We start from the raw sequence: 25,123 nt of genomic DNA, 5'->3' as shown, positions 1-25,123 counted from the left end.
GGAGCAGTCATGCGCAAACGCACCCGGCGTATCGCCAGAGGGGCCGTCCTCGCCCTGACGTCCCTGGCGGCCCTGGTGGTGTCACCGCCGGCCCACGCCGACGTGAGGAGCCTCTACAACGGCTTCGAGAGCGCCGACATGGGCACCTGGGACCGACTCACGGGCGGCGACGGCCGGGCCGGCTTCGAGATCGGCACCGGCACCGCCCGGTACGGATACGGCAACGGCTGGCTGTCGGCCACCCAGGGCTGGGCCCGCGAGGGAACCTGGGCAGCGTTCGGCCGCGGCTACCGCCACTGCACGGCCCGGATCTACGTCCAGCCCGTCCAGAACCTCCAGTTCGAACTCAGGGTCTGGACACCCCAGGGCCGACAGCTCGTCAGCACCGCGCCCTGGCTCACCGCCAACGGCACCTACCAGCTCGTCCAGGTCCAGTGGACGACCGAGGAGGACAGCAACAACTTCGTCGAGGCCGTCCTCGGCTCGAACGGAACTCCGAGGGCCGTGCGACTCGACGACCTGAGCGTGGTCTGCGTCAACTGACCCTCCTTCAACGAGACCACGAGCGTGGGCTGCTCGGACGGGGACGTCCGAGCAGCCCACCGCCGTTCACCGCCGGAGGTCCACCACCGTCCGCAGCTTGCCGCTCGTCGGCGTGCGCTCCAGGGCGTCGCCGGCCACGCGCTCCACGGCGAGGTCCAGCAACCGCTCCTCCACCGCCGACCGCAGCTCCGGGTAGCCGGCCAGGAAGGCCGCGCGGGCCTCCTCGGGCGAAGTCGAGCCGTCCATCCGTACGGTCAGCCCCTCGCGGGCCGCGCCGCCGGTCAGCACCACCTGGAGCTCCCCGCGGTGCCCCAGTTGCTCCGAGGCGATGGCCACGAAGCGGCGGTGGTTGAGGAGGTGCGTCGCCACCCGCATCACGTCGCCGAGCCGCCCGAGCAGCTCGAAGCGCGGCGACCGGCTCCCGCAGGCGCACCGGCCCGGCAACGCCCGGCCGAGGTCGCCGATGACGTACCGGTCGAGGCTCTGCCCGCGTCGCGCCCGCGTGGTGAACACCAGCCGACCCGTCTCGCCCACGGCCACCGGGCGGTCCTCGTCGACGTCGAGGATCTCCAGGGTGTGCAGGTCGGCGTGCAGGTGGTGGACACTCCCGGTGCTGTGCTCGCACTGGTGGCCGAGCGGTCCCAGGTCGGTGCTGCCGTACGTGAGGGAGCGCACGACCTCGATGCCGAAGGCCTCGGCCAGGTGCTCGCGCTGCCCCTCGCTGAAGCGCTCGCCACCGTAGAAGATCTTCCGGATGCCGCCGTACGAGCGCAGCAGCTCCTCTTCCTCGGTCAGGAGCTGCCACAGGTAGGACGGCATGCCGAAGAGGGTGTCGGCCCCGTGGCCCACCAGCATCTCGGCCGTGGCCCGGTGGTCCGTCCCGGCGGCGATCGGCAGCTGCACGCCGCCCAGCCGCTCCAGGATGGAGAAGAAGCTGATGAAGCTTCCGTACATGCCGCCGCAGAAGAGGAGGTTGGCGGTCCGGTCGCGCGCCGGGTCGTAGCCGGCGGCCAGCAGGCCGCGGGCGGCGGCGTGCATCTGCGTGTCGTAGTCCTCGTAGCTGAAGAGGGACAGGGCAGGGGCCCCGGTGCTGCCGCCGCTGCGGAAGTACAGCTCCGCATCGCGCGGCGCGACCTGCGAGTTGAGCTCCTGGACGGTTCCCTTGTCCCGCAGCGGGCCGGTGGGCGGCGGGAACTCCACCGGTCGGGCCAGGTCGTCGAGACAGGCCGTGGTGGCGAAGCGCTCGGCGTCGGCCCGCACCGCGACCCGGCGGCTGTAGCGCTGGAGGGCGTACACCCCGTCGTGCGGCTCGCCCGAGTAGCCGGCCGTCATGGCGCCGACGGGCGCGATACGGGTGGCACCCGCGGCCAGGACCGTACGGGACAGGTCCGCGACGTCCGGGCGGCTGCCCGCGATGCCGGCCGTCTGGAGGTAGCGCCGCATGGGCCGCAGCGTGGCGATCAACTGCTTGCGGGGCAGCGGTTTGACCCACACGCTGCGGTGCAGGGGAGAGGCCGTCAGCGCCGGGCGTACGTCGGCCAGGACGCGCCAGGAGCGGTCGGCGGCGGCGCGTACCCTCGTCAGGCCGAGGTGCTCCTCCAGGCGCGCGACCAGCTCCGTGGTGGTGATCTCGGCGTCCTCGGCGGTGCTCGGCCCATCCGCGGAAGGCGGGTCCATCGTGGCGAGCGCGGCGGCGAGGCGGTCCGCGAAGGCGAACACCTCCTCGGTGTCCTCGGTGTCGAGGTACACCACCTGCGGGTTGGAACAGGCCTGCTGCTCGTACAGGCAGACGTCCGCAGCCAGCGCGGCGAGTGTCCGCGGGTCGTCCCAGGCGTCCCGGGTGAGGTAGGCGAAGGAGATCTTGTGCCCCCACTCCACCAGGCGGCAGCCGGCGGGCACATGGGCGGCGACCCCTTCGACAGCGGCCTCGCCGCCCCATACGGCGACGGCGTCCGCCGGAGCGCACATCAGGCGCAGCCACTCCTGGCGGGAAGAGGGGAAGCGCAGGACGACCGTGCGCTCGGCGATGGCCCCCGTCGTGTCGAAGGCGGCCAGCGCGGCGAGCAGGTGCTGGGCGAGGAGGGTGTCGCCGCTGCTGGTCTTGAGGACGTTGACGTTGCCGGCGAGCAGGCCCTCGACCAGGCTGAGCGGGGCGACGGCCGCGCCGTTGCCGGGCGCTATGTGGGCGACGAGGCCGACCGGGGCCCACGCCTCGTAGACGGTCTCCTTGGCGTCGGGGCGGTTCAGCCGCTGCGGTGCGGCCGAGCCGAGCTCGCGGCGCACCTTGCGGGTGAGCTCGCCGCGGCCGAGGAGGCCGGCGAGTTCGGCGAGCACCGTGGAGTCGTCGCCGACGGGTACGTGCTCGGCCAGCCCCGCGGAGACGGGGTGCGCGGGATCGCGCAGGGCCGTGGCCAGCGCGTCGCAGGCGGCCAGGACGGTCTCGGTCTCCAGCGGTACGGCCAGGGCCGCCTCGACGATCGCGGGCAGGTCGGCCAGACGCCGCTCCGCCTCCTCGTCGTCGATGAAGGCGCCCTGCCAGTAGTGGTGGTTGTGGTGTGCTGCGGGGTTCGAGGTCGTCGAGGTCACGACATGCCCTTCATGAGTTCGGCGGCGGCCACGGCGCAACTGCGGTTGCGGCTCACTCCGGCCCGGCCGTGGACGGTGAACCAGTCGGTCTCCAGCCCGCAGCCGCAGGCGCTGCCCGGCCGCACGGTGGCGAGGTCGCCCATCACGACGCTCTGCGCCGGTACGGAGGTGATGTACGGCGACACCAGGTGCAGGTAGCCCGCCTCCCCGTACGGAAGGGGCTCCAGGGTCCGCGTGGAACGGGCGGCGATCCTGGACCAGACCGGCGCGTGCAGGCTGTGGCGGTCGCACTCGACGTACGGGACGCAGTGCTCGACGGAGCCGAAGGTGTCGCGGATCCGCTCGGCGGGGATGCCCAACTGCTCGTGGATGCGCCCGTACAGCTCGTCCTTGCCGATCCGGCGGTCCGCGTTGCCCTTCCAGCCGCCGCCGAGGACGACCAGGGAGTCCTCGGGCAGGCTCAGGGCCGGCATCCCGAGGGCGCGCATCCGCTCCAGGGTGAACCACAGGAAGGCGGGGAAGCCCAGGATCCGTACCGGGGCGTCGTCCCGCTCGAAGCGCTGGAGTGCGGAGATGCAGCCGAAGGGGTCGAACTCGTGCCCGCCCTTGCCGGTGTTGCGCAGTGCGTACGCCACCTCGCGGGCGGGGGCGAAGTCACAGAGGTAGTTGTCGGTGAAGGAGGTGCCCAGGTTGAGGTCGCGGGCGGGCTCGTAGCTGGACAGGAGGTAGTTGACCTCCTGCGCGGGGGTGATCCAGCCGTTCCGGTCGAAGATCCGGGCGACCATCCGCTGGGCGGAGCGGATGGTCCACCGGTCGAAGAACATCTGCGACTTCTGGCCGGTCGTACCGGACGAGGTCAGGTGCAGGTGCACGTCCTCCCGCTCGATGGAGAGGATCTCGTGGCGCTTGAAGAGGTTCGCGTGGACCAGGGGAGCGCGGTACTTCTCGCCGGGTCCCGTGGCCTCGTACAGGCTCCGGAAGAACGGGGACCGTTCGGTGTGCCAGGCGTTGATCTCCGCCATGGCGGCAGCGAACAGCGCGTCCTCGGCGGGCCCGACGGCGTACGGGTCGGTGAGGTCGCACAGCTCCTGGACCCGGGGCAGGAGCGCGGGGTCGGGGACGGCGACGGGGGCGAGATGGGGGTTGACCGGGGTCACGGAATTCACAGGGGTCACGGGGGTCACGGGGCCACCTCGGGTAGGGGCTGGACGGGCAGGTATCGCGAGGACCACGCCGAGACGTAGGCGTCGAGGTAGGGCTGGAGGGGCGCGTCGACGACCATGCCGCGGAAGTCGATCTGCTCGGCGGTGCGGGACATGACGACGTAGTCGTGGAACCGGTCGTCGCCCTCGCGGCGCATCGCCGGGTAGAGCGCGCTCGGCAGGAAGCCCTGGGCGAGGAACGCGGAGAGCGCGGCGCGGTGCGCCAGGGGCACCAGGGCTTCCACGTAGCCGGCGCCCGCGCGGGTGATGGCGTGCGTCAGCGCTTCCAGATGGGCGGCCGCGGCCGCGCCCGGATAGCCGGCGAGCAGGGCGCAGTAGCCACCGCTGCGGTTGAGGCAGGCGTACACCTCGAAGCTGCCGTCGTCGGCGGCCAGCAGGGTGTTGGGAGTGTGCAGCGGATAGAACCACTGGGCGGCATCGGGGAAGTGCTCGTCGAAGCGGCGCCGCACGAAGGCCGGAGCCTCGATCAGCTCCAGCCGTACGTCGCCTGCGGGCCCGGCCGGTGGTGGCAGGTCCGGGACCACGCGTGTGTCGGCGTAGCTGAGCCCCAGACCGCGCTCGACGGTGCGCAGGAGCGGCGCCAGCGGTGCGGGCACCTCGGGGACCGGGACCCGCCGCTCCAGCACTCCGGGGGAGTGACGCGCGTAGAGTGCGAGGCTCTCGCGGGAGCCGAGGGCAACGGCGTTGGCCAGCAGGCCCATCGGCCGGAAGCCGCAGCGCGCGACGACGCGCTGGGGCCCGGCACTGACGGTCCGTACGGTGGCGTAGACGGAGTCGAGGCGGCCGGTGCCCAGGGTCCGCTCGCACAGCCGCTCGGTGAGCTGGGCGGCCAGGCCGCCGCCGCGGTGGTCGGGGTGGACGGCGAGCCCCTCCAGGCGGCCCAGACGGCTGCCGGGCTCACCGTGTACGGCTGCCGAGCCGACGAGGTCGTTGCTCCCCGGGCAGCGCGCGACGAGCCAGACGGTGTGCGGGTCCCGGATGAGCCGGGCCATCTCCTCCGGGTCGGTGCCCAGCGCGACGGGGTAGTGGGGTCCGTACACGGCGTAGTAGAGCTGGCGCAGATCGGCGATGTCGGCGCAGGTGGCCCGCTCTATGAGCGGGGTCATGAGGTGGGCCGTTCGTCGAGGACGCGGATGAGCTTGCCGGAGCGGGAGTTGACGGCGAGGTCGCGGTGGCGCACCCACTCCACCGCGAGCGGGTGCACGAAGCGCTTCGCCACGCTGTCGGGGTAGTGCGGGCGGGCCGCGTACAGCCCGTGGGCGATCGCCTCGGCAAGGGCGCTCAGGCGGACGGGGTCGCTCTCTCCCGGGGCGGTGGCCAGGCGCAGGACCAGGCCGTCCCGTCCCTCCCAGCGGCGTACGACGAGCTGCGAGCCCACGATCAGGCCCTGCCCGTCCGCCGCGGCGAGCACGGCCTGCACGTCCTGGTGGTACAGCGCGACGGGGCCGAAGCGCACCCCCTCCTCGGACCGGCCGAGGATGCGGAAGTGACCTGCCAGGGGGTCCGTCCACTCGGCGCGGTCGCCGGCGGGGTAGCGGATGATCGGCATCAGGGTGCGGAAGAGGCTGGTCACCACGATGCGTCCGGGCCGGCCCGGCTCCGAGATCGGCTCGCCGGTGCTCTCGTCGAGGATCTCGACGACGGAGTGCGGGGTGAAGGCCCGGTGCGTGCGCGGGTCCGGCCCGGGGACGGGGCACCCGAGCAGGCCCGCGTCGACGCTGGCGTAACCGAGCGAGCGCACCTCGGCGTTGGGGAAGGCGGCGGCCAACAGCCTGCGCTGGTCGGGGAAGAGCGCCTCGCCGCCGAAGAACAGCAGTCCCACGGGGGGCAGTTGTTCCTCGGTGGAGACGAGCTGCTCGGCGAGCCGGCACAGGGTGGTGGGCGTGCCGGCCACGACGTCCGCGGCGAAGTCGCGCAGCGCCGGGATCGTCGACTCCAGCGGAGCGGAACCGCCGATGGGCAGCCGCACGTTGTCGACGGGGGCGTGGGCGAGCGAGTCGAGGACGAAGAGGAAGCTCGCGTACAGCTCCCCGGCGTAGAACAGGTCCGCCACCCGGTGGCCGGGCCGCAGCCCCGCCTCGACCAGCCCCGCACCGAAGGCGGTGACGAACTCCCGCCATTCGTCGCGGGTGTAGAACGAGAACTTCGGAGCACCGGTGGTGCCGCCGGTCTTGAACACGGCCGCCTCGGTGAGCGGAGCGGTCAGCACGCGGTTCCGGTGCAGGGTGTTCGCGGCCCAGAACTCCTCCTGATCCACGACGGGGAGGTCCAGAAGACAGTCCACGTCGGGCCTCAGGGAGGCGTAGAGGTCAGCGTAGAACGGGGAGTGGTTACGGGCATGACGTATGAGTTCGGATAGCTGGTGAATGACTATTCGGCCTTGCTGAAGAGAATGCTTGAATTCTGGATTAGGGTCGAAGTGACTCCTCTCTCTGTACGTGCGGTCAAGAGGAGGAGCACGAACAGAACTTACGCAACGATGACGGTGGCACCTCAAGAGTGGGTGGCCAGAAAAGGCCGCGAAACAACTCTTCGTCGCATGCCTGGGGTGCGCCTTTTCCAGGCGGGCCGGGTTGTGTCGGGGCGTGCGATCCTCAGCGGCCGCAGTTGTCGAATGTCTGGATGTGACGGGCCCGCAACGACCGGCCCGCAACGACCGGCCCGCGCGCCGTACAGCGCGCGGGCCGGTCGTACGGTGTGTGCGGGCCGGCGGCGCCGCTCTCAGGGCTCGGTGGTCACCGTCGCGGTGAACCCGCAGCACTCGAACTTCTGGATCGGCTCTCCGGAGACCTCCGTGATCCGTACCCGGTTCAGCCGTGCGGTGGTGTCGACGGCCGAGGCGACGACCGCGACGCCGCCCCCGCCGCCCCGGATGCTGTCCTTGTACGCGGTGAACTCCCCGTCCTGGAGGGCCATTCCGAAGTACTCGTTGTCGATGAGGGTGTTGTGGCTCGTCTCCATCGTGCCGAACGCGTAGATGCCGAGCTGATTGCCGACGAGGCGGTTCTTGGTGACCACGACCCCCGTGTTGGCCAGGATGCCGGCGTGCTGGAACTCGGTGAAGAAGTCGGTGCCGCAACCCGCGTCGGGCTCGCGGCATGAGTTGTCGCTCACCGTGTTCTGCTCGACCCTGCCGGTCGCCTCGACGAACTCGATCCCGTCCGTGGAGATGCTCTTCTGGCCGGTGATGATGTTGCGGAGCAGCGTGGCCTCCGAACCCGAGTTGAGCACGACGACGCCGGAGCCCTGGTAGTCCGTGATCCTGGAATCCCGGATGGTTGCCGAACCCGTACCGGCGGGCAGGTCGCCGATGAGGATGGAATTGGCACTGCGGAAGCACGGGGCCATGGGGGTGTCCTTGATGTGGGACACCGCCGCGTGGCTCAGGTCCAGGTGCGCTCCGCCCAGAACGCGGATGCCGGCTCCGAGCGCCCCCTCGTCGCAGGTGCCGGACCCCGGCCCGCTCACCGCGAGGCGTGAGATCTTCACGGAAGCCGCGTTGTCCAGGGTGACGATCGAGTTGAGGCCGTCGGAGCCCGTCACCAGGTGCGCCGGAGCCAGGATGGTCGTCTTCCCGGCCCCGGCCCCCGTGATGGTGAGGTTCTTACGGATCGTCAGCTGCTCCCGGTAGACGCCGGGGCGCACGGCGATGCGGTCCCCGGAGCGTGCGGCGTCGACCGCGGACTGCACCGTCGGGTAGGCGGCCGAGGGAACCACGAGCTCGGGCGGCGGTGACGCGGCGGACGGCGACGCGGCGGACGGGGCCGCGGCGGAGCCGATGGCCACCGTGGCGAGCATCGTGCCGATCGCCACCGCGCACCGTGTGCGTAGAGGGTTCATCGCGTTCTCCTCCTGAAGGAACGGCCGGCCGCGCGTGGCCGCTCGGCGCCGTGGGTCACGTGGCGGCACGGCGGGAACAGCCGATTCGCACGGGGCCACCCGAGCACAGGGCGGGCGGCGAGGTCGGGGGCCGTGCCGCAGGGGTGGGCCGTCCGGAGCAGCGCGACCACACGCCCGGTCACATCGCGGCGTCGGCCCGGTCGAGGCGGACCGAGTGGTTCCGGACAGCTTTTGGGCACCGTGTGTGACGTTCCGGCCGAGAGTCGGAGTGCGGGGAGGTGCCACGGGGCTCCGCGGGCCAGGGGGGACGGCCCTTCCCGGAGGTCCGGATTCCCGGGTGCTGGCGAAATGCCATCCATCGACCGATTGGCCGGTACTCGACCCATCTGCACTCTTCGGAGCGCTTTTGTGAACTCGCATGCAATCTCTACGCTACGGTAACTTCGCTGCCTGTTACGGGGATACCCATGGAGAACCAGAAGTATGAGCACGCTGAATCGCTTCAGCCGGTTAGAGGCCCTCGGGGCCCACATACCGCAGACCGTGATGACCACCCGGGAATTGACCGAGGGGATATCCGCCGTCCATGACGTGGATCTCCAGCGGATCACCGGAGTCGCGGAGCGACGGGTGTACAACCCCGATCCGCAGGCCGGCGAGAACTCCTTCTCGATGGCCCTCTCAGCCGCTCGGGACTGCCTCGACAACTCCCGCTACGACGCAGCCGATCTGGACGTCGTCATCTCGGCTTCGATCACACGCTTCAAGGACGGCGGCCGCTTCTGCTTCGAACCGTCATTCGCCGCCATGCTCGCCCGCGAGCTGGGCGCGCGCTCGGCCATCCACTTCGACGTGTCCAACGCCTGCGCCGGCATGATGACCGGCGTGTACCTGCTCGACCGCCTCATCCGTTCCGGCGCGGTACGCAACGGCATGGTCGTCAGCGGTGAGCAGGCGACCGGTGTCGCCGAGACGGCGGCCCGCGAGGTCGCCGATTCCTACGACCCGCAGTTCGCCTCGCTCTCCGTCGGCGACTCGGCGGCGGCGGTCGTCCTGGACGCCTCCGCCGACGAGGCGGACCGGATCCACTACGTGGAACTGATGACCTGCTCGGAATACTCGCACCTCTGCATGGGAATGCCGAGCCACCGCACACAGGGGATAGCCCTCTATACGGACAACAAGAAGATGCACAACCGCGACCGGCTCAAACTGTGGCCGCGATTCCATGCGGACCTCCTGGCCAAGGAGGGCCGTGAATTCGCCGACGAGGAATTCGACTACGTCATCCAGCACCAGGTCGGCACCCGTTTCATCGACTACGTGAACCAGACGGCCGAGGCCGAGTTCGAGGCCCCCATGCCCACTTCCCTCGCGGTCGTCGAGAAGTACGGCAACACCGCCACCACCTCCCACTTCCTGACACTGCGTGAGCACCTGCGGGCCGGCACCGCCCGCCCCGGCTCCCGGTTCCTCATGGTCCCCGCCGCCTCCGGCGTGGTGACCGGCGCCCTGTCGGCCACGATCACGAACATGGGGGTCTGAGTCATGGGAATGGTCATCGCCGCAGCCGACACCGCCACACACCTCGGCACCGGACCGGCCTCCGCCGTCGAACTCGCGAGCCGGGCCGCCCGCGCCTGCCTCGCGCAGGCGCAGGTCTCCCCGTCGTCCGTCGGCGTCCTCATCAACGTCGGCGTCTACCGGGAGTCCAACACCTTCGAACCCGCCCTCGCGGCCCTGGTCCAGAAGGAGGTCGGCATCAACCTGGACTACATCGCCGACCCGGCACCCGCCGCGGGCTTCTCCTTCGACCTCATGAACGGTGCCTGCGGCGTCCTCAACGCCGTCCAGCTCGCCCAGAGCCTCCTGGGCACCGGCAGCGCCGAACGCGTCCTGATCACCGCCGCCGACGTGCACCCCGGCGGCGACGCCCGCCGCGACCCGCACTACCCGTACGCGGACCTCGCCGGCGCCATCCTCCTCCAGCGCAGCGCCGACCCCGACGCCGGGTTCGGCCCCGTGTCGGTGTACCCGGGCGACGGGCCCACCGACACCGAGGGGTACCTCGACACCGCGGCCATGGGCACCGACGGCCGCTCCCGCATCACGGTCCGGCGCACCGAAGGACACGGGGCGCGGCGCAGCCTCCTCGCCGCCGCCTGCGCCGTCGGGTACGCCCGCGAGCACGGCATCGACCTGGACCGCACCCTCGTGGTCGGCCCGCACGCGGAGGAGGAGCCGCACCCGGCCGAGGAGGCGGACCCCGGCCGCACCGGCCCCGCCGCAGAAGCCCACACCGCGGCGCCGATCCTCGGCTACCTCCGGGCACTCGCCGCCCCGCGCCCGAAGGACTGCGACCGGATCCTCCTGGTCGCCGCGGGCGCGGGCCCCAGCGCCGCCTGCGCCGGCTACCGGCCCGAAGGCTGGTGACGCGATGAGCACCGTTCCCCACTCCGGAACCGCCGCGGGCCTGGCCGACTGCCTGGAGCGCAACGCGGCCGCCTTCCCGCACAAGCCGGCCGTCATCCACCCCGACGGCCGCGAGCCCGACGGCGGCGGCCTGCGCTACCGCGAAGTGACGTACGGGCAGTTACAGGACACGGTCGAGCAACTCGCCCACGGACTGGCCCGGGCAGGAGTCACCCGCGGCACCAAGACCGTACTGATGGCACCGCCCGGCCCGGAACTCTTCGCCCTCGCCTTCGCGCTCTTCCGCCTCGGCGCCGTCCCCGTCGTCGTCGACCCCGGCATGGGCGTACGGCGGATGCTCCACTGCTACCGCGCCGTCGGCGCCGAGGCGTTCATCGGCCCGCCGCTCGCCCACCTCGTACGGGTCCTGGGCCGGCGCACCTTCGGCCGCGTACGCATCCCCGTCACCCTGGGCCGCCACCGGCTCTGGGGCGGCCACACCCTCGCCGCGCTACGGACCCTCGACGGCCCGCGAACCCCCGCGGCCGAGGTCGGCGGCGACGACCTCCTGATGATCGGGTTCACCACCGGAAGCACCGGCCCCGCCAAGGGAGTCGAGTACACCCACCGCATGGCCCTCTCCATCGCCCGCCAGATCGAGGCCGCGCACGGGCGCACCCGCGACGACACCTCACTGGTGACACTGCCCTTCTACGGCATCCTCGACCTGGTCTACGGCTCCACCACCGTCCTCGCACCCCTCGCGCCGGCCAAGGTCGCCCAGGCCGACCCCGCCCTGCTCGTGGACGCGCTGGAACGATTCGCCGCGACCACCATGTTCGCCTCGCCCGCTCTGCTGCGGAACCTCGCGGACCACCTCACCACCCTGGGCCGCACGCTGCCGGACCTGCGCTGCGTGGTCTCCGGCGGCGCGCCCGTCCCCGACTCCGTCGTCGCCGCCCTGCGCACGGTCCTCGACGAGAAGGCATCCGTCCACGTCACGTACGGGGCCACCGAGGTCCTGCCGATCACCTCGATCGAATCCGAGGAGATCCTCGGCGAGACCGCCGCCGGCAGCGCAAGCGGAGCCGGCACCTGCGTCGGCCGCCCCGTCCCCGGCACCCGCCTCCGCATCATCCCCGTCACCGACGGCCCGCGCACCCGCCTCTACCCGGGGACCGCCCTGCCCGTCGGCAGCGTCGGCGAGATCCTCGTCGAGGGCGAATCCGTCAGCCCCGGCTACCACGACGCGCCCCACGCCGACGCCCTGCACAAGGTGTACGAAACCCGGCCCGGGGGAGCCGCCGCGCTCGCCTGGCACCGCACCGGCGACCTCGGCCACCTCGACGACCGCGGCCGGCTCTGGTTCTGCGGGCGGACCTCCCAACGGGTGCGCACCGCCGGCCGCGACCTGTACACCGTGCGCTGCGAAGGAGTCTTCAACGCCCATCCGCTGGTGCGCCGCAGCGCCCTGGTCGGCATCGGCCCGGCCGGTGCGCAGCGCCCCGTCGTCTGCGTGGAGACCGACGTCGCGGCCGGCAGCGCCGCCTGGCGGGACCTGGTCGCCGAACTGCGCGCCCTCGCCGCCGCCCACGCCCCGACCAGGGGGCTGGAGGAGTTCCTGCACCACCCGGCGTTCCCCGTCGACATCCGCCACAACGCCAAGATCGGCCGAGAGCAGCTGGCCCGCTGGGCCGAACGGCGCCTCGCCCCGCCCCCGCCCCTGTTCTCGCGGGCCCGCGCGGCCCGCCTCGTACCGCTCGCCGGCTGGGCGTACCTCCTCGGCGGTGCGATCTGGGCAGCCGTCGCGGACGTCCCCGACGTAGCCCTGCTGCGCCGGCTGTGGTGGGCGGACGCCTTCCTCAGCATCCCGGTGCACGCCGCGCAGATCCCCCTCGCGCTGCCCCGGGGCAAGGCCGCCGGCCGCGGCCGCGCGGCCACCGCAGCACTGACCATGCTCTACGGCGCGACCTGGTGGCGGGCCCTGTGAACATCCTGATCACCGGAGCCACCGGCTTCCTCGGCGGCCACCTCGTCGACGCCTGCCTGCGCGACGGCCACCGCGTCCGCGCCCTGGTCAGGCCGGGCAGTGACACCGCCCGGCTGGCCGCCCTGGGCCCCGGACTGGACCTCGTACCGGGCGACCTCAAGGACACCGCCTCGCTGGCCCGCGCCGCGATCGGCTGCGACACCGTGCTGCACAGCGCCGCCCGCGTCGTCGACCACGGCAGCCGCGCCCAGTTCCAGGAGGCCAACGTCGCCGGTACGCAGCGGCTGCTGGCGACGGCACGGTCGGCGGGCGCCACCCGCTTCGTGTTCATCAGCAGCCCGAGCGCCCTCATGCACCGGCGCGAGGGCGACCGGCTCGGCATCGACGAGAGCACCCCCTACCCCACCCGGTTCTTCAACCACTACTGCGCGACCAAAGCCGCCGCGGAACAGTACGTACTGTCCGCGAGCACACCGGACTTCACCACCTGCGCCCTGCGCCCGCGCGGCATCTGGGGCCCCCGCGACAACGCCGGCTTCCTGCCCCGCATGATCACCTCCATGCGGGCGGGCCGACTGCCCGACCTGTCCGGCGGCAAACCGGTACGGGTCTCGCTGTGCCACGTGGACAACGCCGTCGACGCATGCCTGCGCGCGATGGCCGCCCCCGCCGAACGCATCAGCGGGAAGGCGTACTTCGTGGCCGACCGGGAGGAGACCGACCTGTGGGCCTTCCTCGCCCGCGTCGGCGCCCTCCTCGGCTGCGCCCCGCCGCACCCGCGCATCCCCGTACTCGCCGCCCGGGTCCTCGCCGAGGCCGTCGAGACGGCGTGGCGCCTGCGCCCCTCAGCCGGTACGGGACCGCCGCTGAGCCGCTACATGACCGCCCTCCTCACCCGCTCCACCACGTACGACACCGGCGCCGCCCGCCGCGACTTCGGCTACGACCCGCCCCGCACCCAAGCGGACGGCGTACAGGAGCTGCTCCGCTGGATCCACGGCATCGGCGGCATCGATGCCTGGGCACGGCCCACGAGCCCGAAGCCGAGCGCGTCCACTCGTACCGACCAAGGGGACACCCCGCGATGACGCACCCTCAGACCACCCCCGTCTACCGCCGGCCGGTGTCGGCCACCGAACACCTCTACCTCGCCGCCGGGCACGCGCGCGGCGCCATGGCCCTGCGCATCGTCGTCGAAGGGGACACCGCCCCCGAACCCGCGGCCCTACGGGCGGCGATCGCCCGGGCCGCCGAGGCCTGCCCCGGATCCCGGCTGGTGCGACGCGGCCCCGTATGGACGGCCGAGGGCCCGCTGCCCACCGTCCGGTACGCGGCCCCGACGGCCACCGGCATCGACGTGTCGGACCCCGCCACGGCGGTGCTCCTGACCGGCCCCTCGCGCCGCGGCGACGCACCGGGGTGCGGGGTCCTGGTGATCCCCGGCACGGCCGCCGGGGGAGCCGCCACGCTCGTTTTCAGCGCCTCGCACGCCCTGATGGACGGCCACGGCGCCCTGACCTGGGTACGGGAGGTCTTCCGCGCCCTGCGCGCGGAGCCCGGCCGTCCCGCACTCGCCCCGGACACCGACCGCGGGCTGCTGCGCCGACTGGGCGCGGGCGCCCGGCGCCCGGCACTCGTACCCGACCGGCCGTCTCCGCTGGGCCGGTCCACCGCGGGCCCCGAGCGGACCCTGTGGCTGCGCCGGACCCTGCCCGGCCACCACCCGGCGCTCACGGCCCGACTGGCCCAGGCCATCACCGACAGCGCCGCCACCGACAGCGCGGCCACCGGCGGTGCCGCCACCGACAGGGCGGCCCACGGCACCCGCGTCATGGTCCCCGTCGATCTGCGCCGCCACCGCCCCGGCATCGCCTCGACCGGCAACCTGACCCTGCCGCTCTTCCTCGACCTGAACGCCGGGCAGGAGTGGCCGAAGGCGCAGGCCGGCCTGCTGCAAGGCCTGGCCGAGAGCCGCGAACTCGCCGCGGGCTTCGAGTCGGCCCTCCTCCCGCTGCCGCCCGCCGCCTGTCGTCTGCTGCTGCGGGCCGCCCAGGCCGGCGCGGTGCGGGCCGACCGCCATCTCGCCTCCGCCGTCGTCTCCCACCTGGGGCGCCTGGACCCGGCCGACTTCTCGGGCGGGGGCTTCACCGCGACGACCCTCTACGCGCTGCCCGTTCACGCCCCCCTGGTCCCCGTCTCCCTGGTCGCCTCCGAGACGGACACCACCACGGAGGTGACGATGGGTGTACGCGGAGGCCCCGGCCTCGCCGAGCGCGCCGCCCGCCTCCTGGACGGCGCCCTGGCCCGCGTGACGGGCACCACGGCCTCCGCACCTGCACCGATGCCCATCCCCGCCCCCGGCGCCACCGTCGTGGACCTGCTCCGGGAGCAGGCCGCCCGTACCCCCGGCGCGCCCGCGCTCGACGGGCCCGACGGCGTGGTCACGTACGCCGAACTCGACCTCCGCTCCGACGCGGTGGCCGCCGAGCTGCTGCGCCGGGGCATCGGTCGCGAAGACCTCGTCGGTCTGGTCGTGGACCGCACCCCGGCCGGGATCTGCGCCTTGTGGGGCATCCTCAAGGCGGGCGCCGCCTACGTACCCCTGGACCCCGCCCACCCCGCCGCGCGGAACGCGGAGATCCTCCGGGAGTGCGGCGCCGGGCTGTGCCTGACCCAGCGGCACCTCGCCGACGCCCTCACCGCGCTCGTCCCCTGCACGCTGCTCGCGGCCGAGGACCTCGTCACCGGTGCGCCCGGGCCCAAGCCTCCCGGTCCCGCGCCCGAGGACCTCGCGTACGTCATCCACACCTCGGGCTCCACCGGACGCCCCAAGGGCGTGCAGATCGAGCACCGCAGCCTCGCGTGCTTCGCGCAGTGGATGGGGCCGGCCTGCCGCGTGGACGCCCGCAGCCGCTTCGGCTTCGTGTCCTCCTACGGCTTCGACATCTCCTGCTTCCCTCTCTTCCTGCCCCTCCTGGCCGGGGGCACCGTCGTCCTCGCGCCCGACGCCCCCTCGCGCGCCACCCTGCGCCGCCTCGTCGCCGACCACCGCGCCGACACCCTCGCGCTCACGCCCTCCCACCTGGCCCTGCTGCCCGACAGGGGCGCCGTACGCACCCTCCTGCTCGGCGGGGAGGCACTCACTCCGGCCGCCGTACGCACGGCCCGTACGGCCTTCGGCCCCGACTGCCGCATCATCAACGGCTACGGCCCCACCGAGGCGACCGTCGTCTGCCTGGCCCACGTCGTGGACGACACGGCGACGCCGGGCGCGACCGTCCCCATCGGCACCCCCGGCCCCTACGCCCGAGTCGACCTCGTCACCGCGGACGGCGAACGCATCGGCACCGGACCCCAGGACACCGGACGGACGGGGGAGATCGTCGTCAGCGGCCCCCAGGTGGCCCGCGGCTACCTCGGCCCGCCCGACGGCCGAACGTCCCCGTTCACCGAGCACGAGGACGGCACGCGCAGCTACCGCACGGGCGACCTCGGCCGGCGGCTGCCCGGCGGAGCGGTCGAGTTCGCCAGCCGCATCGACGGCCGGCTCAAGATCGCCGGACACCGCATCGAACCCGCGGAGATCGTCGCCGCGCTCGAAGCCCAGCCCCAGGTGAGCCGCGCCGTCGTGGCCGCCCGCAGCCGGCCGCACACCACCACGCCGGTCCTGTGCGCGTACGTCGTCCCGCGCGCGGAAGCCCCGGACCTGCCCGGCACCCTGCGCACCGCGCTCACCGCCCTCCTGCCCGCCGCCCTGGTGCCGCCCCACATCATCACCGTGGACGCCATCCCCAGCACGGTGGGCGGCAAGGCCGACCTCGCCGGGCTGCCCGACCCGTTCGCCCCGGCCGACGAGGCGGCGGCGCCGTCCACCCTGCGGGCCCAGGTGGCCCGCCACTGGGCCGCGATCCTCGGCGTGGACGCGGCCGGACTCTCACCGGACTCCGACTTCCAGGCCCTGGGCGGGGACTCCCTGGCCCTGGTCGAGATGCTCACCGCCGTCTCCTCGGACCTGCTCACCCCCGGCCAGGCAGGCCGCTTCCTGGGAGCACTCGACTGCCTGGTGCGCAACGTGACGCTGGACCAGGTGTGCACCCACGTCACGGCCGCCCGGACGGAGGCACCCGCATGATCTTCGTCGGAGACGGGGCCCTGCTGCGCCGGGCCGTCACCCACGCCGGCCGGCTGGGCCACCCCGTCGACCTCGTCTGCTGCGACGATCCGCAGGACGCCGCGGGTGCCCGGCACCTGACCGCACCGGACATCAACGCCCACGCCTCCACACTCGCGGCGGCCTGCACCGACGGCATCGTCTGGTCCCTCAACAACCGGCGGATCTTCCGCACACCGCTGCTCTCACAGGGTCTGCGCATCCTCAACATCCACAACGGCCTGCTGCCGCGCCACCGCGGACTGCCCTCCGTGGCCGTCCTCTTCGCCCTCCTGCACGGCGAGCGCGAGTACGGCGCCACCCTCCACGAGGTCGACGCGGGCATCGACACCGGCCGGGTCCTGGCCGAGCACCGCTTCCCGATCGCCCCCGACGCCCGCCACTTCCAGGTCATGCTGCGCGGAGTCCGGGCCTGCCAGACCCTGTTCGAGGACACCCTCCCGGCCATCGCCTCGGGTACGGCCCTGACGTCCGCACCGGCCCCCGCGGGGCCGTCGGCGTACTACGGGCTCCGCGCACTGGCCCGGCTCGGGGACCACCGCGGCCACCCGGCCTTCACCCGCGCCACGGACCTCGGTCCCTTCGCCGCGCACGCCCCGGAGCTGGCAGGGGCGATCCTCGGCGCCACCAGCCGTACCTGACGGGGCCGACGTGCCCGGGCCCGTTACTTCTGGGCGTGCTGGCCCAGATAGAACAGCAGCCAGACGAACCCGGCGAACACGTGCGTGCCGAAGATGTAGAAGAAGGCCCGCATCGCGACGCCCTTCTCCTTCCACTTCTCCTGGTCGGCCGCCGTGTCCTGCTCGGGCGGATTGTCCGTCATGATGCGCTTTCCCTCCTGCTCGACGGCGCGCCGTGTACTGAATCGAGAGCTAACGAATTGCAGAATTCTGCAAGTCTAGCGCCCGCGAGCAAGCCCGCCAGGGTTCGCGGTGCCCGCCCCCGGGGCCCCGGGAGGCCGCAACCACTTCCGCGAGGCAGGCTGTCCGTATGAGGTCACATCCTCTGCTGCGATATGCTCGCTCATTCGTTCGATCTGGAGCGTCCTCCGGACCGGGAGTGGGCGAGCACCACGCGATCCTGTTCACGCTGGCGCAGTGCGCGCCCTTCGTGATCGCGTTGGGCGTGCTGGGCATCGAGCTCTCACCCGTGCACCATCTGGTCACCGGCCCTGTCCTCACCACGACACCGGCCCTGGCCGCGCTGACGATGGGCCCGGTCGGCACGCTGTCCGCGGCGGCCCTCGCCGCGAGCGTGAACGCGACCTCCGCGACCTACAACCACTCCTGGGGAACCCAGACCCAGCTGATCATCGGCAACTTCCTGGGGATCCTCGTGGTGTCCGTGGCCAGTGTCATCCTGAGCAACGCGGTACGCACGCGCAGGCAGAGCGAGCTCGACCAGGTCCGCCGGATCGCGGTGGCCGCCCAGGAGGTCGTCCTGCGGCCCGTCCCCGAGTACCTCGGCCCCGTACGGGCCGCCAGCATGTGCCTCGCCGCCGGGACGGGGGCCCGGATCGGCGGCGATCTGTACGAGGCCGTGCAGACGCGCTACGGGGTCCGGCTGATCGTGGGGGACGTCCGGGGGAAGGGGCTGTCGGCCATCCGCGCGGTCGCCGTGACCTTGGGCGCGTTCCGCGAGGCCGTTCACTACGAGGACGAACTGCAGGAGGTCATGGACCACTGTGCGGCCGCCCTCCAGCGAGAAGCCGCCGTACCGGGTACGTACTCCCAGGCGGAGCTTCCCGAAGTCCTCCTGGAGGGATTCACCACGGCACTCGTGGCCCAGGTGCCGGCGGAACCGGTGGTGCACCTGGTGAACCGCGGTCATCCTCCTCCACTGGTGCTCCACGAGGGCAGGGTCCGGGCCCTGATGCCGGCCACGCCCACGCCGCCGCTCGGACTCGAAGACCTCGTCGCGGGCCCTCCCGCAGGGCCCGACGAGTATCCGTTCCTCCCGGGCGACCGGCTGCTGCTCTACACCGACGGTGTCATCGAAGCCCGCAACCGCGACAACGAATTCCTCCCGCTGCCCGAAACCATGGAGCGGATCCCCGCCGACACCTCCCCGCGGGAGTTCCTGGACGAACTGCACGAGGCGCTGATCCGCCACACCGAAGGTCACCTGGCGGACGACGTGGCGATGATCCTCATCGACCGGCGGGCGGTCTGAAGGCTTTCGCGGACGGGCGCGACGGCGGCCCTCCTGTCAGCGTCCCTTGAGCAGGGCGCAGGCGAAGTCCTCCTGCACGGTACGCAGCCGGGCCAGCAGGGCGGGCTTGTTGCTCTTGCTGGTCTGGGCGTTGATGGAGAAGGTCAGCGAGCGCGTGCCGTCGGGGGTGGTGGCAGCGAGCTGCGTGTAGCCGGGGAAGTTTCCGGTGTGGCCGTAGAGCACACCGCAGCGGGTGGTGTACTGGAAGATCGCCAGCCCGGCGGCGTTGGTGCCGGGGCCGGCGGGCTCCGACGAGTCGCCGGGGCGGAAGGTGAGCTGCTCCTTGCGGGTCTTCTCCGACAGCATGGCGGGTCCGCCGTAGGCGCGGATGAAGGCGCCCAGCTCCTTGGGCGTGGAGATGATGCCGCCGGAGGCCCAGATGCCGGAGACGCCGAACTCCTCGCTGACGTCCTCCGGCTCGGCGGGCGGGGCGACATCGTAGCCGTGCAGGTACGGCTTCGGGAGACGGTAGCCCAGGGGCAGGCTGGTGCGGCGCAGACCCAGCGGGCCGTGGACGAGGTCCTCCAGGAGGTCCTCGTAGCGGCGGCCGGTGACGGCCTCGGCGATGAGCGCGACCGCGATGTTGTCCGAGTTGGAGTACTCGTACAGGGCGCCGGGCCGGAACAGCAGCGGCTCCTCGGCCACGAAGTCGAGGAGCGTGCGCGGGTCGAAGACGTGGCGCGGGTCGGCGCCGACGAGCTCCAGGAACCGGGGGGCGGCCGAGTAGTCGGGCAGGCCGCTCGTGTGCTGCAGGAGCTGGCGCAGGGTCACCGCGTGCCAGGCCGCGGGCTGGTCGGGCAGGAGCTCGCCGATGGTGTCGTCGAGGGAGAGCCGGCCCTGGTCGACGAGCTGGAGGGCAACGGCCCCGCTGAAGGCCTTGGCGATGCTGGCGATGCGCATGTGGTCGTCGGGCCGCGGCGGGCGGCCGGTCGCGATGTCGCCGACACCGGCGGTGTACACCTGCGTACGGCCATCCCGGGTGAGGAGGGCGATCACCCCGGGCGGGCCGTCGTCATGGGCGACGAGCCGGTCGAGCTGCTGCTGGAGGCTCTTGTCGTGGCGGGGGCCGCCGTCGGCCGGACCGGGTTCGCCGGCCGCCTGCGCGGGCTGCAGCAGCCCGCCGAGCGCGACGGCGGCGAGGGCGGTGGCGGACAGTCCGGTACGGAGGCGGCGTCCGCGGGCGGGGGTCGGCGCGTGCGTGTCTCCTGGTGTGCGATGGGACGGCGGGGCCGGCGAGACCCGAGCGGTACATCCGCCCTGCCGCACCCAGCACTAGCAGCCCGCGCCCGCCCCGGGGCCGACGACGCGCACCGGCACCCCCGGTTGGCTCCGTAGGATTCCGTCCTGACTCGAGCGGTGCCGGGGCGCCCGCATGGCACGCCGTGCATGGACGGCGGCTCCTAACCCCCGGGAATAATCCCCAGATGAATCCCAGTCAACCGTAATTGATTTTTCGGGACTTCACACATACGGTCACGCCAGGCCGGGCCACAGCCATGCCCGGTCGCTCTGACCAAGTTGGGGGAACCTGCCGAATGAATCGGCGAACACTCTTCGATCGGGTGCAACACCCGAGAAGCGGCGGCCGTATCGGCGCCGCGCGCATGACGGGCGCGCGCATCGTCGCGGGCGGTCTGCTGCCCGCCGCGCTCGCGGCCGGCCTGCTCGGCGCGTCACCTGCCGGCGCCGCCGAGGACCCGGACTACACGGATCCGTTCGGCCGGATGCGGGCCGTCGCCTACTGGCGGACCGGTGAGGCCGGCATCAAGGAGGCGGCCGAGCGGGCGCTCCTCGGTACGGACGAGGACATCCGGAAGTTCCTGGACGCCGCACCGGCCATCGAGTACGACGACAACTACGTCCGGGCCAGCCGCCTGTTCAACGTCGGCGGTCCGGCGGTCCGCACGGCGGCCAAGCAGGCGCTCAAGGGCACGCCCGCACAGCTGAACACCTTCCTGAACGACGGCTGGAAGGCTCCTCTCAACGAGGACCGCCAGGTCGAGGTCTCGCAGATCATCAACATCGGCGGCACCGGGGTCAAGGACGCGGGCAAGACCGCGCTCAAGGGCACCCCGGAGGACATCGCCAAGTTCCTCGACGAGGGCCAGTACACCGCGCGCGAGTCCGACAACGAGGTCGCGGTCTCGAAGCTGGCCGGCAGCGGTGGCCCGAACGTGAAGGCGGCCGCCAGGATCGCCCTGCGCGGTACGCCCGACGACATGGTCGAGTTCCTGGAGATCGGGCAGTTCACGGCCCGCAACCGTGACCAGGAGTACGCCACCGTCGCGCAGTTGACGGAGGACGCGAAGCAGGCCGGCATCCAGGCCGAGGACGCGACCAAGGCGGCCGAGGAGGCCTCGGCCCGTGCCATCGCGGCATCGTTGCTCGCGAAGCAGGCCGCGCAGAAGGCGGCCTACGAGGCCAACCTCGCCAAGAACGACGCCAACCGTGCAGCGGTGAAGGCCAAGCAGGCTGCCGACGCGGCCCGTGCCGCGGCCGCTGCCGCGCAGCAGGCCATCAGCTCGGCGAACGCGGCCAGCCGCGCCGCAAGGGTCGCGGCGCTGGCCGCTGCGCAGACCGCCAGTGCGGCCGCCGCCGCGGCGAACGCGGCGAACAACGCCTACAACGCGGCGATCGCCGCGGGCACCGACGCCGCGCAGGCCTCCGCCGCCAGGGACATGGCCGGCGTCGCGCGCCAGGCGGCGGCTCTCGTCGAGACCTCCGCCCTCGCCGCCGAGATGGCCGGTCACGCCTCGCTGGCGGCCGGCAACGCGGCCAAGGCCTCGCAGAGCGCGGGCGACAACGCCAACGCCGCGGCCGACGCCGCCGAGCAGGCGAACAACTACGCCGACGCGGCCGGCAACTCCTCCGCCGAGGCCCGCCAGGCCGCGGCCGAGGCCCGTCGTCACGCCAACGCCGCCAACCGCGCCGCCGACCAGGCCTCCGCGCTGGCAGTGCGCTCCGCCAACGCGGCCTACGAGGCGCGCGACGCCGCCCGTTCCGCGGCCCGGCACGCCCGCGCCGCCGCGGACGCGGCCGACGAGGCAGCCGCCCACGCCGGGGAGGCCGCGAACGCGGCCGCCGAGGCGAAGAAGCACGCGGACGCGGCCAAGACGGCCGCCGAGGCAGCCGACACCGCGGTAGCCACGGCGAAGAAGGTCGTCCAGATCGCCCGGGAGACCGAGGCCACCGACCTCGCGACCCGGACCGAGGCCTCCATCGAGCGGGCCAAGTCCGCCAAGGCGCAGATCGACAAGTTCGTCTCCGCCGCCGCGGCCCAGCAGCTCGAAGCCGTCGGCCTCGACACCACCGCCGCGGCGCTGGCCTCCGAGGCGGCCAAGCCGGACGTGGACGTCAAGGCCACCGCGGTCAAGGGCCGTGCCCTGGCCATGAGGGCCATGAAGCTGCGCGGTCCCTGGAGCCAGGAAGCCGCGGCCACCGCCCTGGGCGGCACGGACGAGGAGGTCCTGACCTACCTGCGCACCCGCTGGAAGCAGGCCGGGCAGGACGAGGTGCGCGAGCGCGTCCTCCAGCTCAGCGGCCAGAGCCCCTACCCCTCGGTGCGCACCGCAGCCGCGACCGCGCTGACCGGCACGCCCGAGCAGGTCAACGGCTTCTACACCACCGGTCAGTACGTGGCCGGCGCCGATGACCTCGCCGTCGAGGTCTCGAAGTACAACAACGTCGGCGGCCAGGGCGTCAAGGACGCGTCCAAGAAGGCCCTGGCGGACGGCAGCGGCAAGGCACTGGCTGCCTTCCTGGCCGTCGGCCAGTACACGGCGCGCAACAGCGACGAGCAGGTCATCGCCTCCCAGCTCGTCAACACCGGCGGTCCCGAGGTCAAGGCAGCGGCCAAGATCGCCCTCTCCGGTCCGTCCGACCAGCTCCACGAGTTCGTCGCCGTCGGCCAGTTCATGGCCGCGCACAAGGACAAGCTGGCCGAGCACCACAAGAACCAGGTCGACCGTCTGATCGCCGAGGCTTCGGGGATCGCCGCGAAGGCCAACGAGAACCGCTGGCGCGCGGCCGAGGCCGCCGCCAAGGCCGCCGCCGCCAAGGCCGAGGCGGACATCGCGGCGGCCGAGGCGCAGAAGTCCAAGGAAGCCGCCGCCAAGTCCGCCGCCGACGCCAACAACTCGGCGAACGCGGCCCAGGCCAGTGCCACCGCGGCCAAGAACTCCGCGGCCAGTGCGCGCAACGCGGCAGCCGCCGCCGACCGCGACGCCGATGCCGCCGAGGAGTCCGCCGCCCAGGCCGCCTTCTCCGCGCAGTACGCCCGCGACTCGGCCGCCCAGGCGGACGCCTCCGCGGCGGATGCCCGCCAGTCCGCGATCGCCGCGGGCAAGAGCCGGGACGAGGCCGACGCCCTCGCCGGTGAGGCCTGGACCGAGGTCAAGAAGAAGTTCGAGGCCGAGGAGGCCACCAGGCGCCGCCTGGCGGAGGAGGCCCGCAAGAAGCAGGCCGAGGAGGAGAAGAAGAAGAAGCCGAAGTGCATCGTCCCCTACAACCGGGACAGCCTGCCCCCGTGCATGATGGGCGCCGACCCTGATCAGGTCGTCTTCGGCAAGCCCGACCCGGACCTGGCCAAGCTCCTCCTCAAGGGCGCCTGGGAACTGTCCGGCGGCGCCGACATCCAGCGGTGCATCGAGGAGCCCAGCTGGGGCGGCTGCGCCATGGCCATCGCCGGCGTCACGCCTTGGGGCAAGGCCCTCAAGGTCGTCAAGTGGGGTGCCCAGGGCGTCGAGGCAGCGGTGGACGCGAGGAAGCTCCAGCGCGTCCTCACCTGCCCCATCCCCGGTGCGAAGCACAGCTTCCCCGCGGGCACGCGCGTCCTCATGGGTGACGGATCGGCCCGCCCGATCGAGCAGATAGCGGTCGGTGACTCGGTCCTCGCGACCGATCCGGAATCGGGCACCACCGGCTCCCGCCGCGTCGACGCCACCATCTACACCCCCGACGACCGCGACTTCACCGGCATCACCCTCGATGCCGCTGTCGGCGGCGGGTCCGTCACCACGACGGACCACCACCCCTTCTGGTCCGAGAACGCCAAGGCCTGGATCAACGCGGGTGACCTCAACGCCGGGGACACCCTGCGCACGGCCGACGGCAACACCGCGCGGATCGACGAGGTCCGGCACTGGAAGACCCTCCAGCCCGCGTACAACCTGACCGTCAACGACCTCCACACGTACTACGTGCTGGCGGGCACCGCGCCGGTCCTGGTCCACAACGAGGACGGGTTCTGCGGGTTCTCCCTGGACACCGTGGGCACCGCCTACGAGAACATGAACAAGGGCGGCGGACACGCCATCCGCTACCTCGTCCGGGACGGACTCATTCCGAACGCCGGCAGCCTCCCGCAGCGCGTCGAGCAGTTCAAGAAGCTGACCAGCCACATCCTCACCAACCCGACGAAGACCTTCGACTGGAAGACGGGCAACACCCCGGCCAGGGCGTTCGCCGGTATGGTCGACGGCAAGCACGTCGTACTGATGGTCGCGAAGGAGGGCCCGCACGCGGGGAAGGTCCTGACGTCCTACATTCCCGACGCGGACCAGATCATCGAATGGGGACTTTAGTGAGTGAATTCGTCGAGGCTCTCCGGTGGGGCGGCTCGGAGGCGGTCGTCAGCCTGTTCGCGGCGGCACCTTCCGCCGAGCCCTTCGATCTCACCTTCGACATCGGCGGATCCGCTCCGGACCGAATCGAGACCTACCATCTCGAGGACGTCGACAACACCCTCACCGGTCTCCAGATGGTCGAGTACGACCTGGCCTTCCGCGAGTTGCCCGCCGAGCTCGGGCCGTACCTGGAGGCGTGCCTCGAACAGGTCCGCGCGCGGGGGGCCCGGGTGGCATGGCTCGGGTTCGAGGGGTCGTTCCACTACGACCACCTGCTCACGGATACCGTCGCGCGGACCCTCTACGGAGTCGCGGCGCAGGGCGAGCCCACGGTGCTCGCGCTGGACGACGAGTTCCGGGAAGGACCGGGGTGGCCGAAGCTCCTGGCCGCCTACCGGGACAAGCTCCTGAACGGCTGAATCACCACCTGTAGTCCAAGACCGCCGGCCCGGCCGCATCCACGGATGCGGCCGGGCCGGCGGCGTCCGGCCGCCGGTCACGCCGTGGCCGGAGGGGGCTCCTG

Annotated in this window: 17 protein-coding genes; 10 read left to right on the top strand and 7 right to left on the bottom strand. The window is 72.5% G+C overall.

The window, feature by feature from the left end:
• The first annotated feature begins 9 nt into the window (after positions 1–9).
• A complete protein-coding gene (locus AB0M99_RS04415; RefSeq protein WP_365917138.1) occupies positions 10–543 on the top strand; it encodes a hypothetical protein in 534 nt (177 codons plus the stop codon).
• 66 nt (positions 544–609) lie between these two features.
• Here AB0M99_RS04415 and AB0M99_RS04410 read toward each other — a convergent pair whose 3' ends face one another.
• From AB0M99_RS04410 to AB0M99_RS04390, 5 genes are all read right to left on the bottom strand, one after another.
• Positions 610–3,129 (bottom strand): aldehyde dehydrogenase family protein, encoded by a 2,520-nt coding sequence (locus tag AB0M99_RS04410; protein WP_365917137.1) that lies wholly within the window; start codon positions 3,127–3,129, stop codon positions 610–612.
• A complete protein-coding gene (locus tag AB0M99_RS04405; RefSeq protein WP_365917165.1) occupies positions 3,126–4,286 on the bottom strand; it encodes an acyl-protein synthase in 1,161 nt (386 codons plus the stop codon). Before AB0M99_RS04405 ends, AB0M99_RS04410 begins: the two co-directional genes overlap by 4 nt.
• A 23-nt stretch (positions 4,287–4,309) precedes the next feature.
• Positions 4,310–5,458: a GNAT family N-acetyltransferase gene (locus AB0M99_RS04400; RefSeq protein ID WP_365917136.1), complete on the bottom strand. Its 1,149-nt coding sequence runs from the start codon at positions 5,456–5,458 to the stop codon at positions 4,310–4,312.
• Positions 5,455–6,726, bottom strand: coding sequence for an AMP-binding protein (locus AB0M99_RS04395; protein WP_365917164.1), 1,272 nt, complete (start codon positions 6,724–6,726; stop codon positions 5,455–5,457). Before AB0M99_RS04395 ends, AB0M99_RS04400 begins: the two co-directional genes overlap by 4 nt.
• A gap of 347 nt (positions 6,727–7,073) precedes the next feature.
• A complete protein-coding gene (locus AB0M99_RS04390) occupies positions 7,074–8,192 on the bottom strand; it encodes a right-handed parallel beta-helix repeat-containing protein (RefSeq protein ID WP_365917135.1) in 1,119 nt (372 codons plus the stop codon).
• A gap of 483 nt (positions 8,193–8,675) precedes the next feature.
• Here AB0M99_RS04390 and AB0M99_RS04385 point away from each other — a divergent pair, with 483 nt between their 5' ends.
• From AB0M99_RS04385 to AB0M99_RS04360, 6 genes are read left to right on the top strand one after another with little or no spacing between them, the layout of a single operon-like run.
• Positions 8,676–9,737, top strand: coding sequence for a 3-oxoacyl-[acyl-carrier-protein] synthase III C-terminal domain-containing protein (locus AB0M99_RS04385; RefSeq protein ID WP_365917134.1), 1,062 nt, complete (start codon positions 8,676–8,678; stop codon positions 9,735–9,737).
• Between the two features lie 3 nt (positions 9,738–9,740).
• On the top strand, positions 9,741–10,625 hold the full coding sequence (locus AB0M99_RS04380) for a hypothetical protein (protein WP_365917133.1): 885 nt from the start codon (positions 9,741–9,743) through the stop codon (positions 10,623–10,625).
• Positions 10,626–10,629: 4 nt separating this feature from the next.
• Positions 10,630–12,594 carry a fatty acid CoA ligase family protein gene (locus tag AB0M99_RS04375; protein ID WP_365917132.1) on the top strand — a complete coding sequence of 655 codons (1,965 nt, stop codon included), beginning with the start codon at positions 10,630–10,632 and terminating at the stop codon, positions 12,592–12,594.
• On the top strand, positions 12,591–13,682 hold the full coding sequence (locus AB0M99_RS04370) for an NAD-dependent epimerase/dehydratase family protein (protein WP_365917131.1): 1,092 nt from the start codon (positions 12,591–12,593) through the stop codon (positions 13,680–13,682). The genes AB0M99_RS04375 and AB0M99_RS04370 overlap by 4 nt, the downstream gene beginning before the upstream one ends.
• On the top strand, positions 13,679–16,726 hold the full coding sequence (locus tag AB0M99_RS04365; RefSeq protein WP_365917130.1) for a non-ribosomal peptide synthetase: 3,048 nt from the start codon (positions 13,679–13,681) through the stop codon (positions 16,724–16,726). Before AB0M99_RS04370 ends, AB0M99_RS04365 begins: the two co-directional genes overlap by 4 nt.
• On the top strand, positions 16,723–17,406 hold the full coding sequence (locus tag AB0M99_RS04360) for a formyltransferase family protein (RefSeq protein ID WP_365917129.1): 684 nt from the start codon (positions 16,723–16,725) through the stop codon (positions 17,404–17,406). The genes AB0M99_RS04365 and AB0M99_RS04360 overlap by 4 nt, the downstream gene beginning before the upstream one ends.
• Before the next feature lie 23 nt (positions 17,407–17,429).
• Here the strand turns inward: AB0M99_RS04360 and AB0M99_RS04355 are convergent, their stop codons facing one another.
• Complete coding sequence (locus tag AB0M99_RS04355) at positions 17,430–17,588, bottom strand: DUF6126 family protein (protein WP_365917128.1); 159 nt, start codon at positions 17,586–17,588, stop codon at positions 17,430–17,432.
• A gap of 236 nt (positions 17,589–17,824) precedes the next feature.
• Here AB0M99_RS04355 and AB0M99_RS04350 point away from each other — a divergent pair, with 236 nt between their 5' ends.
• Positions 17,825–18,937, top strand: coding sequence for a PP2C family protein-serine/threonine phosphatase (locus AB0M99_RS04350; protein WP_365917127.1), 1,113 nt, complete (start codon positions 17,825–17,827; stop codon positions 18,935–18,937).
• Between the two features lie 36 nt (positions 18,938–18,973).
• On the opposite strand, the gene AB0M99_RS04345 is transcribed toward AB0M99_RS04350, so the two are convergent.
• Complete coding sequence (locus AB0M99_RS04345; RefSeq protein ID WP_365917163.1) at positions 18,974–20,131, bottom strand: serine hydrolase domain-containing protein; 1,158 nt, start codon at positions 20,129–20,131, stop codon at positions 18,974–18,976.
• Positions 20,132–20,538: 407 nt separating this feature from the next.
• Between AB0M99_RS04345 and AB0M99_RS04340 the strand changes: the two genes are divergently transcribed.
• Positions 20,539–24,558 (top strand): polymorphic toxin-type HINT domain-containing protein, encoded by a 4,020-nt coding sequence (locus AB0M99_RS04340; RefSeq protein ID WP_365917126.1) that lies wholly within the window; start codon positions 20,539–20,541, stop codon positions 24,556–24,558.
• The gene (locus tag AB0M99_RS04335) at positions 24,558–25,019 is read left to right on the top strand and encodes a hypothetical protein (protein WP_365917125.1); all 462 of its coding nucleotides are present in this window, start codon (positions 24,558–24,560) and stop codon (positions 25,017–25,019) included. The genes AB0M99_RS04340 and AB0M99_RS04335 overlap by 1 nt, the downstream gene beginning before the upstream one ends.
• Positions 25,020–25,123 lie beyond the last annotated feature (104 nt).

Source organism: Streptomyces sp. NPDC051183, assembly GCF_040682455.1.
Taxonomy (GTDB): domain Bacteria; phylum Actinomycetota; class Actinomycetes; order Streptomycetales; family Streptomycetaceae; genus Streptomyces.
Note: the sequence above shows the minus strand (reverse complement) of the source record. Positions and strands in the feature narration are given on the sequence as shown.